Annotated in this window: 8 protein-coding genes; all 8 read left to right on the top strand. The window is 44.7% G+C overall.

From position 1 onward, the window contains the following. Window positions 1–145 precede the first annotated feature (145 nt). The gene (locus KSW37_RS11125) at window positions 146–403 is read left to right on the top strand and encodes a hypothetical protein (RefSeq protein WP_142990617.1); all 258 of its coding nucleotides are present in this window, start codon (window positions 146–148) and stop codon (window positions 401–403) included. Further along, window positions 400–678 carry a type II toxin-antitoxin system YafQ family toxin gene (locus KSW37_RS11120; protein ID WP_217314245.1) on the top strand — a complete coding sequence of 93 codons (279 nt, stop codon included), beginning with the start codon at window positions 400–402 and terminating at the stop codon, window positions 676–678. The genes KSW37_RS11125 and KSW37_RS11120 overlap by 4 nt, the downstream gene beginning before the upstream one ends. Beyond that, a complete protein-coding gene (locus tag KSW37_RS11115; protein ID WP_217314244.1) occupies window positions 675–1,571 on the top strand; it encodes an Rpn family recombination-promoting nuclease/putative transposase in 897 nt (298 codons plus the stop codon). Before KSW37_RS11120 ends, KSW37_RS11115 begins: the two co-directional genes overlap by 4 nt. Before the next feature lie 626 nt (window positions 1,572–2,197). Next, the gene (locus KSW37_RS11110) at window positions 2,198–2,782 is read left to right on the top strand and encodes a DUF4369 domain-containing protein (RefSeq protein ID WP_217314243.1); all 585 of its coding nucleotides are present in this window, start codon (window positions 2,198–2,200) and stop codon (window positions 2,780–2,782) included. Between the two features lie 88 nt (window positions 2,783–2,870). Further along, the gene (locus KSW37_RS11105; RefSeq protein ID WP_217314242.1) at window positions 2,871–4,412 is read left to right on the top strand and encodes a DUF6057 family protein; all 1,542 of its coding nucleotides are present in this window, start codon (window positions 2,871–2,873) and stop codon (window positions 4,410–4,412) included. Further along, complete coding sequence (locus tag KSW37_RS11100; RefSeq protein WP_217314241.1) at window positions 4,409–5,878, top strand: TolB family protein; 1,470 nt, start codon at window positions 4,409–4,411, stop codon at window positions 5,876–5,878. Before KSW37_RS11105 ends, KSW37_RS11100 begins: the two co-directional genes overlap by 4 nt. Window positions 5,879–5,905: 27 nt before the next feature. Next, window positions 5,906–7,741: a DUF6057 family protein gene (locus tag KSW37_RS11095; protein WP_217314240.1), complete on the top strand. Its 1,836-nt coding sequence runs from the start codon at window positions 5,906–5,908 to the stop codon at window positions 7,739–7,741. Between the two features lie 27 nt (window positions 7,742–7,768). Further along, window positions 7,769–9,262 carry a TolB family protein gene (locus KSW37_RS11090; protein WP_437183121.1) on the top strand — a complete coding sequence of 498 codons (1,494 nt, stop codon included), beginning with the start codon at window positions 7,769–7,771 and terminating at the stop codon, window positions 9,260–9,262. The last annotated feature ends 138 nt before the right edge of the window (window positions 9,263–9,400 follow it).

Here is a 9,400-nt window from a genome sequence, read left to right as displayed (position 1 = left end):
ATTATAATATAAATAAGGTTAGGCCTCGGCTGTAGTGATTACAGTCGGGGCTTTTTCTTTTTGCCCTATGCTGAAATTTTATCCGAAATGTTTGGCGGTTACGATAATTAGTCGTAAATTTGCAGCGGTTCTAAAATTTAGTTTTATGCAGACAGTTAATTTACAATATAACGTTCCTGCAGGTTATAGTCTGGAGGAATTTGTGGCTAAGGTTAATTCTTATGTTGCCCGCTTGGCAAAGAAATGTCAGGCAGGAGAGGAGTATGAGCCAAATGAAGAGACGAAAGCGGCTATTCGTGAAGCCCAGGCTCACATGGAAGCATATAAGCGAGGTGAAGAATGGGCAAAGAAAGACGTATTTGATAACGTTGATGATTTAATGGCTGATTTAATGAAAGAATGAAACAGATTCATTATTCAAGTAAGTTTAAGAAGGACTTTAAAAAGTATAGGCTTTTTCCTGATAAGGTTACTGCCTTAGACAAAGTCTTGCGCCTTCTTATGATGGAACAGCCTCTTCCGAAAGAATACAAAGCTCATATTCTTAAAGGTAATTATAAAGGTTGTTGGGAGTGCCATATAGAAGATGATTATCTGTTGATATGGATTGATGATGATATGATAGAGCTGTTAAGGCTCGGTTCTCATACAGAATTGTTTAGTAAAAATAGGAAATGACAGAATTAAGAGATAAATGCATTCGATTTGATTGGGCTGTCTCTCGCTTACTTCACCAAAAGGCAAACTTTGGAGTACTTGAGGGTTTCTTGACTGTGTTTTTAGGTGAACCGATTAAGATTGTTGAGGTTTTGGAAAACGAAGATAATCAACTCCTGTCGGACGACAAGTTCTATCGTATGGAAATAAAGGCGAAAAATAGCAACGGAGAAGACATCCTTGTTGAAATACAAAACATGACTAGGTTGTATTATTTGGAACGTTTGTTTTATGGAGTGCCCAAGGCTATCTCAGAGCAGGTCAATTTGAACGATACTTGCAAAGAGGTAAAGAAGGTATATTCCATCAGTATCCTGTACTTTGATCTTGGCAAAGGCTCTGACTACATCTATGTAGGACAGAATAATTTTGTGGGCTTGCATACGAAAGACAACCTTATCATCAGTACAAAGGAGAAGGATACAATAGTAAGTAAATCGACTTCAGAGATTGGCACAACTTATATATTGGTTCGCTTAAACGAATTCAATAAGGTGGCTAAATCTCCAATCGAGGAATGGGTAGAGTACCTAAAGAATGGTTTCATCTCTCCTGAAGCCAAAGCTCTGGGTTTGCAGAAGGCACGTGAGAAGTTGAGATATGATTCTATGTCGAATGCAGAACGTTATGCTTATGATGAGCATGTCAATGCCATTATGATCCAGAATGATGTCTTGGAAAATGCAATGTTGGAAGGTCATGCTGAAGGTCTTGCAGAAGTTCGCGCTGAAGAAAGAATAGAAACCGCTAAACGATTACTTGCTATGGGACTTCCTCCACAACAAGTTGCAGATGGTACCATGCTCCCTCTAGAGGAAGTTGAAAAATTGGTAGATGAAATAAAAAATAAATAAGTCTTAGCTCCGACTGCCGTTCTGTAGTCGGGGCTTTTCTTTTTTTGATATACTGAATGCTGTTCTTATTTGTCTGTTTTAACCTGCAGTGAATTGGTAAAAAGAAGGCTGTTTAATACAGACAGTTAACTGGCAAACCACAGACAGCCTACTGGCGCTTTAGCTGCTAGTGGGCTGTTTGCCTAGAACAGCCATCCCAAATGGCTTTGTTTCGTTTTAATGCAAGGCTTATGTAGAAATACTCTTCACTCTTCACCTTTCGCCTGGAATCCCCTGTGTTTATCGGTATTCCGAGGGGTGAAGAGTCGCTGATAACTCTTCACCCCTTGAAACGCCCTGTTTATGGGCGTTTCAGGGCATAAGGTGAAGAGTGAAGAGTTTTTGGTTCTTCACCCCCAAGTTGGGGGCGAAATAGAGAATGGGGCTTTTTCGTTTCATTAGGTTAGCAGGATTTGACTTTTATTGCTTTTCTTCTGTACTATCTTGTATAAATGCAGAAAAAATTTGGTGTTTACGAGTTTTTATTGTACTTTTGTATGTGAATAGAGAAACTTCTGATACAAGTCCATAAACCAATATGGAACTGTAAGTAAACAACGATGATAAACATTAAACCTAAGAGTATAATGAAGAAATTGATTTTATTGATGGTTATCGCTCTGATGACCGTTACGAGTATGGTAGTAATGGCAGGTTGTAAGTCTGCCGAAAAGGGAAATTGCCGTATCCATGGTACGATGGAATCGAACCGATGGGATGGCAAGAAGATTTTCCTTGTGCCTATGTTCGGACTGCAGGATGCTGCTCATGTAGACTCTGTTGTCATCAAGGACGGCAAATTTGAATTTGTTGCCGATACTACAGAGATGAAGGTGATTCGCGTAGATTATCACTATCGTGATGGGGTTCAGGACTTGCTGGTTGTTTCCGAACCGGGTGATATCAAAGTTACGGTCGGTGCCAACAGTATTTCCGGGGGAACACCTCAGAACGATTCTCTTCAGGTATGGAAAGATCAGATGATGAAGTTTAACAGAGCCTACAACCAGCTTCGTATGCAGGCCCGTCAGGAAGGCTCTGACCAGTTGCTGATGACCAAGGGTAAGGAGATACAGAACCAGTTGAAGGAATATAACATCGCCTTCCTCAAGCGTCAGCCTGCTGGAGTGTTTAAGGATTTTCTTCAGAACATGTATCCTTCTGCCAAGTAGGTTGCCTGCTGTAGAAGATGTTGATAAAAATGGGTATCCGGACTAATCTATTGAGTACATGAAAAAGTTCATTTCTAGATATGGGAAAATGACTCTGGTCGCATTGTTCGGCTTATGCATCTTCCTTTTTTGGTATTGTGGTTATCCACAAGCCTTATGTTACCAAGAGCAGAACCAGCTCTTTCTCTGGTCTGCCGACTACTTTTGGCATGACCTGAGTGTGGCAGGTGGTTTGGCTGATTATATCAGCGAGTTCCTGGTACAGTTCTATTATGTTCCAGTTTTGGGTGCTGCCATTCTGGCTTTTCTCTTCGTGGCTTTTCTGTCGCTTACCTATCAGGTAATCAGAAGTTATACAGCCAAGCCGTTGAAGTGGTATGGAATGCTCATAGCTCTTCTTCCTTCTATCCTGTTGCTGGAAGTGATGGGAGATATTGAAGTGCTCCTGTCTTTTCCGGTAGCTCTGACCTTAGCCCTGCTGTCAGCATGGTTGATGAATCTTGCTACCAGAAGATGGGGAGCAAGGATAGCATGGGCAGATGTACTTCTGATACCCGTTATATTCTGGCTGATTGGAGGCGGGGCAACCTGGCTTTATGTCTTCCTCCGTGTGGCTTCTTTCCTGATACAAGTAAAGAAAGGCAAACTCCCTTCCGTTTCGATTACCTATCTTTTGTCTATTCTCTATCTCCTGGCTATCCAGCTGATTTGCTATAGTACCCTTCTGGTTCAATATCCATTGATGTCTGTGATGACAGGTATCAACTATTATCGCGTGCCTATGCGGTATCCGGGTCAGAAATGGGGATATGACAAGGACCTCTATGCTTTGCTCAAGCTGAACGAACAGGTGCGTAACGGGAAGTGGGAAGATATCATCAATGATGCGCAGGAGAATCAGGTACAGGTGTTCTATACCAGCAACTGCGTAAATCTTGCTCTTGCTCAGACCCGTCAGCTTGCCGACCGCATGTTTTCTTTCTATCAGAGTGGGGAAGATGCCTTGCTGGCTCCCCGTACCCGCGATAATATGTCGATGTATCCTACGATGGAAGCCTTTTGGCGTCTGGGTCTCGTGAACTCTTCTCTTCGCTATGCCAGCGATTTGCAGGCTTCCATCCTGAATGGAAAGATGAGTGGCAGATTGATGAAGCGCATTACCGAATGTCAGATTGTGAATGGCAAGTATGCCGTTGCACGTAAGAATATCGATCTCCTGAAACAGTCGCTCTTCTATCATGACTGGGCTGTGAAGATGGAAGCGATGCTGGGCAATGATACGGCTATCAGTCATGATCCTGATTTGGGAAGGGCTAGAAGAATGCGCTTCAAGACGGAGATGATTTATAGTTATGATGAGATTGACAAGATGATGGGATTGCTCTTCATCAACAATCCGGATAACAAAATGGCACTCGACTATTTCATGGGGCAGATGCTCTTGAAGGGAGATATTCAGGGATTCATGCGTTATGGCAGTTGGGTACAGCAATATGGTGGCTATATGCAGATGCCTGTTGGTTATCAGGATGCTGTGAAATGCATACAGAATCAAGGTAATGTGCCGGGTTCGCCATACGCAGAATACGTAAAACGAATGATGAGTAAACAGAAAGGAGGCGAAGAATGAAAAAGATAATTTATGCTTTCATCGCCGTATGGATGGGGATAACCGCATGTACTCCATCGGTTGAGAATCCTACCATGGTGAATCGTAAGCCAAGCATCTATCCTGACTATATTGGGGTGACCATTCCTGCTGATATTGCTCCGATGAACTTCAATATCAAAGGTGATACCGTAGATGTGGTGGATGTCGTGGCAAAAGGAAGCAAGGGCGGGGAACTGCACGTCAGTGGTGAATGGGCAGACTTTGATGTGGAAGACTGGCATCAGCTTACTGAGCAGAACATCGGTGGCAGCATCTCTTTTACCGTCTGTACCCGTAAGGATGGCAAGTGGAAGCAATATCAGGATTTCCAGATGATGGTGAGTCCTTATCGGTTGGATGATTACGGTTTGACCTATCGCCGTATCGCTCCCGGTTACGAAGTGGGTGGCAACATCGGCATCTATCAGCGCGATATCCATACCTTTGATGAAACGGCTATCATGACAGAAACCGCCTTGCCGGGAAGATGTTTCAATTGCCATACAGCCAATCGTACTGATGCCCGACAACTGACCTGCCAGATACGTGGTGAGGGTGGAGGTACCCTGATTATGAAGGATGGCAAGCAGCAATGGATAGATACCAAGACCGATTCTACCAAGGCTGCCGGAAGCTATGCCTATTGGCATCCGGAAGGCAATTATGTGGCTTATGCTGCCAATGCCGTTCACCAGTGTTTCTTCGTGGGAACTTACAAGCCGATAGAAGTTTATCATGACTTCAGTAATATCGTGGTACTGGATACGCGTAACAATCAGCTGGTAACAGACCAGAAACTGATGACCCCCGATTGGCTGGAGATATTCCCTGCTTTCAGTGCAGATGGCAATACCTTATATTATAGTACTTCGAAAGCTTGCCGTGTACCGGCTGAGTATCTGAAAGTGAAGTGCTCGCTGGTAAGTATTCCTTTCGATGCCAGAACGGGAAAGTTTGGAGAAAAAGTGGATACGCTGCTGAATGGTCCGAAGACGAATATGAGTTACGTCTTGGCTCGTCCGTCGTATGATGGCAAATGGCTGATGTATACACAGTGCAGCAGAAGCAATTTCCCTATTGTGCAACCCGATGCTGATCTGTGGATGATGAACCTGAAGACCCGGCAGACTTATCCGCTGACAGCGGTGAACAGTAAGATGAGCGAAAGCTATCATAACTGGAGCAGCAACTCGCATTGGTTTGTCTTCGTCAGCAAGCGTGGTAACGGAAACTATACCCGTCTCTACATATCGAGTATCGATGATAAGGGTAAGGCAACCAAACCTTTCCTTCTTCCGCAGCGCAATCCGTGGAAATATTATCATGGGCTGTTTGATGCCTATAATGTACCGGATTTCACAAAGGCTAAGGTGGAACTGGATATAAAGGAAACCCGCAATCAGATTTTTTCGGATGATCGTCCGAAAGTGACTGTGAGAGAATAAACGAATAAAAATTTAGATTGGAGAATCATGAAGAATTTGATGATAAAAACTTGGAAACCGCTGCTGTCGCTGCTCTTCGGTGTGGCGGTCGTGATATTTTGGGCAGTGCCATTCGTTGGCGGACTCTGCTTTCAGGAACAGTATCAGATGTTTCTCTTTGATACCGGCTATTTCCTGGAGCGCATTGTACTGCCGGGAGGATTGGCTGACTATATCAGTGAGTTTCTGGTACAGTTCTATTATATGCCTGTATTGGGCGGTGCCATAATCGCTTTGCTCTTGATGGGCATTCAGGCTGCCGTATGGGGACTGATGAAGCAATATGGAGCAAGGCATGATTTCCCGGGTTATCTCCTGAGTTTCCTTCCAAGTATCGCCTTATGGTGTGCCATGGGCGACCAGAATGTGTTGCTCTCTTTTGTAGTTGCACTTTTCGGAGCCTTAGTAATAGGATGGATTCATAACCGATTCCACAACCGGTTGGTAAAGGTGGTGTTCGAACTGGTTAGCACGGCATTGGTTTATTGGTTCTTGGGACCGGTGGTTTTCCTTTATGCCGTCCTGATGATAGGTGATACGCTGAAGAATGCGCAGCAGAAGGGTAGTATCCTTTCCGGAATAGGCTATTCTGCCTGCATCCTTGTGCTTACCATAGCCTGGATTTTGCTCTCTACGCAGACATTGCAATATCCGGTGTCCCGCTTATTCTTGGGGCTCAACTATTACCGTTATCCGGGCGTAACATTCCTGCTGATTTATATTGTCATGGCATTGGCGGCTTTTATGCCTTTCCTCGGTATGGTACATCCGCATAGCTCGGTATTGCAGAAGTGGCAGAAGTCTAAATGGGTTATGGTGGCATCGTATGTTATTGTACTGTTTGCCTCTGTTTGGGGTATCAGAACTTCATTTGATGAGTTGACTTACGAGATGATAGACTATGATTTCTGGATACGTACAGAACAGTGGAATAAGATTATTGAGCACGCTGAAAAGAAACCTGCAACAAGTCCGTTGGGTGTTTCTAGTGTGAATCTTGCCTTGAGCCAGACCGGACAACTTCCCGACCGACTCTTCGAATTCTATCAGAATGGAGCTGAGGGCTTGTTCCCTGCTTTTACCCGAGATATGACTTCGCCGGTATCTACCTCTGAGGTTTTTTATCGCTTGGGCATGGTGAACGATGCCGAACGTTATATGTTTGAGGCACAGGAGGCGATACCGAATTTCCGCAAGAGTGCCCGTTTGACCCGCCGTATTGCTGAGTGCGAAATCATCAATGGTAATTACGAGGTGGCTGCCAAGTTGCTCCGCCGGTTACAGAAGACACTCTTCTATAGCAACTGGGCGAACCAGACGATGGCGTTACTGGGCAATGAGAAGGCAATCAACCGTCATCCTATCTATGGCAAGTTGCGAAAGTATCGCGAAAAGAAGCAGGACTTCCTTTTTAGCGACCGGGAGATGGACCAGATGCTGGGCTTGCTCTTCCTAAATGATAAGAGCAATAAGATGGCTTACGAATATCTGATGTGTTATGTACTTTTGCAGCGTGATTTCAATAAGTTCATGCAGTATTATCCATTGGGTAGATTCGTAGGCTATGACCATATCCCTCGTTCCTTCCAGGAAATATTGATAGAGCAATGGATGAAGACGCATAACGATCCTCGCACCATACCATATAGTGTGGATGCGCAGAATGTGAACAATACGCTCAATTTCATTCAAATCTATCTTCGCAACCCGAAGGATCCTCAACTCAGTCAGCAGCCGTATGTATCCAATGCCTGGTACTATATGGTGGTGCAGGGGGCTGATGAGGCTGCCGGAAAGAAGGAGGGAATGAAAGAGGTTTATTAGAATGTAGAATGATAATACTGGAATGATATGAAAACAATCAAATATCTGTTGTGTGTCCTGTTGGTTGTGATGGGGATGGCTACTCTCGATTCCTGTTGCTATCCTTCACCATGGAGTGAGGCAAAAGAAATCAAACAATTGCCTGAAATCTTCCCTGATTACATCGGGGTTACAGTTCCTGTCAACATCGCTCCGCTTAATTTCAATATGACGGATGACGATGTAGATGAAATGTTAGTGAGTGTGGCAGGATCGAAGACCATCGAGGAAATCTCTTCTTTCGGAAAAGAGTATGCGGACTTTGATGTAGAGGAGTGGCACGACTTCTTGAGAAAAAATAAGGGCGGAAAACTCACCGTCTCTGTGTTTGTATTGAAAAATGGTGAAAGGTTCAAGTATCAGGACTTCGATATATATGTCAGCCCCTACGAGCTGAACGACTGGGGCTTGACTTATCGTCGTATTGCCCCTGGTTATGAGGTGTATGGCAAGTTGGGCATTTCTCAGCGCAACTTGAGTAACTTTGAGGAAACGGCAATCCTTGAGAATACGGCAGCACCGGGTGCCTGTCTCAACTGTCATACGGCAAACAGAACCAATCCCGATCAGTTTACCTTCCATGTCCGTGGCGACCATGGTGCTACCTTGGTTTCTCAGAACGGCAAGCGGGAGTGGCTGAAGGCTAAGAACGATTCCCTGAAGGGTTCGATGGTTTATCCTTACTGGCATCCATCGGGCAAGTATTGCGCTTATAGCACCAATACCACCCATCAGAGTTTCCATGCCGTGAAGGATGAGCGAATTGAAGTCTTCGACCAGGCATCGGATGTCTTCGTTTATCAGCCTGCAACCCATGAACTGATATTGGATTCTCTCCTGATGACGAAAGACCATTACGAGACTTATCCGGTATTCTCGCCTGATGGCAAGACGCTCTACTTCTGCTCTTCTACCGCAGAGCCTATCCCAAGCGGTTACAAGGATATCAAGTATAATATCTGCAAGATAGGTTTCGATGCCGCTACGGGTAAGTTTGGCAACAAGGTGGATACCATCTTCAATGCCCGTGAACTGGGGAAGAGTGCTACCCATCCCCGTCCTTCGTATGATGGCAGGTACATCATGTTTACAATGAGTGATTATGGCTGTTTCCCTATCTGGCATAAGGAAGCGGATAACTGGTTGCTGGATTTGAAGACAGGTCAGGCTAAGCCTCTGGCTGCAGCCAATAGTAAGAATACGGACAGTTGGCACAACTGGAGCAAGGATTCACATTGGTTTGTCTTTACATCCCGCCGTGGCGACGGACTCTATACCCGTCTTTACCTTGCCTGCATTGATGATAAGGGCAATGTTAGCAAGCCATTCCTGCTGCCACAGCGCAATCCGAAGAAGTACTACGATGAGTTGCTGGATTCTTATAATACCCCAGATTTCACATCCAAGCCTGTAGAACTGGATGCCCGTGCGGCTGGAAATGAAATCATGAGTGATAAGAGAATTCCGACGAAGGTTAGATAACAGAATTTATAAGTGGTTTATGTACGGGCTGAAGGCCCAAAAGCTCCTAGCCCAGGGCATCGCCCTGGGTAATATAGAGATTATGCAATGCGCCCTGTAAGGGCAAAAGCTTCGTCAAAATATTGGCGTTTTAAAGCT

The organism is Segatella copri, assembly GCF_019127135.1.
Classification (GTDB): Bacteria; Bacteroidota; Bacteroidia; order Bacteroidales; family Bacteroidaceae; genus Prevotella.
This window is presented reverse-complemented; position numbering and strand designations above follow the sequence as displayed.

What these genes read in the sequence shown, in the direction of transcription:
- KSW37_RS11100 (WP_217314241.1), top strand. Translation starts at nt 4,409, where the DNA reads ATGAAAAAGATAATTTATGCTTTCATCGCCGTATGGATGGGGATAACC.
- KSW37_RS11090 (WP_437183121.1), top strand. Translation starts at nt 7,769, where the DNA reads ATGAAAACAATCAAATATCTGTTGTGTGTCCTGTTGGTTGTGATGGGG.
- KSW37_RS11105 (WP_217314242.1), top strand. Translation starts at nt 2,871, where the DNA reads ATGACTCTGGTCGCATTGTTCGGCTTATGCATCTTCCTTTTTTGGTAT.
- KSW37_RS11125 (WP_142990617.1), top strand. Translation starts at nt 146, where the DNA reads ATGCAGACAGTTAATTTACAATATAACGTTCCTGCAGGTTATAGTCTG.
- KSW37_RS11115 (WP_217314244.1), top strand. Translation starts at nt 675, where the DNA reads ATGACAGAATTAAGAGATAAATGCATTCGATTTGATTGGGCTGTCTCT.
- KSW37_RS11110 (WP_217314243.1), top strand. Translation starts at nt 2,198, where the DNA reads ATGAAGAAATTGATTTTATTGATGGTTATCGCTCTGATGACCGTTACG.
- KSW37_RS11095 (WP_217314240.1), top strand. Translation starts at nt 5,906, where the DNA reads ATGAAGAATTTGATGATAAAAACTTGGAAACCGCTGCTGTCGCTGCTC.
- KSW37_RS11120 (WP_217314245.1), top strand. Translation starts at nt 400, where the DNA reads ATGAAACAGATTCATTATTCAAGTAAGTTTAAGAAGGACTTTAAAAAG.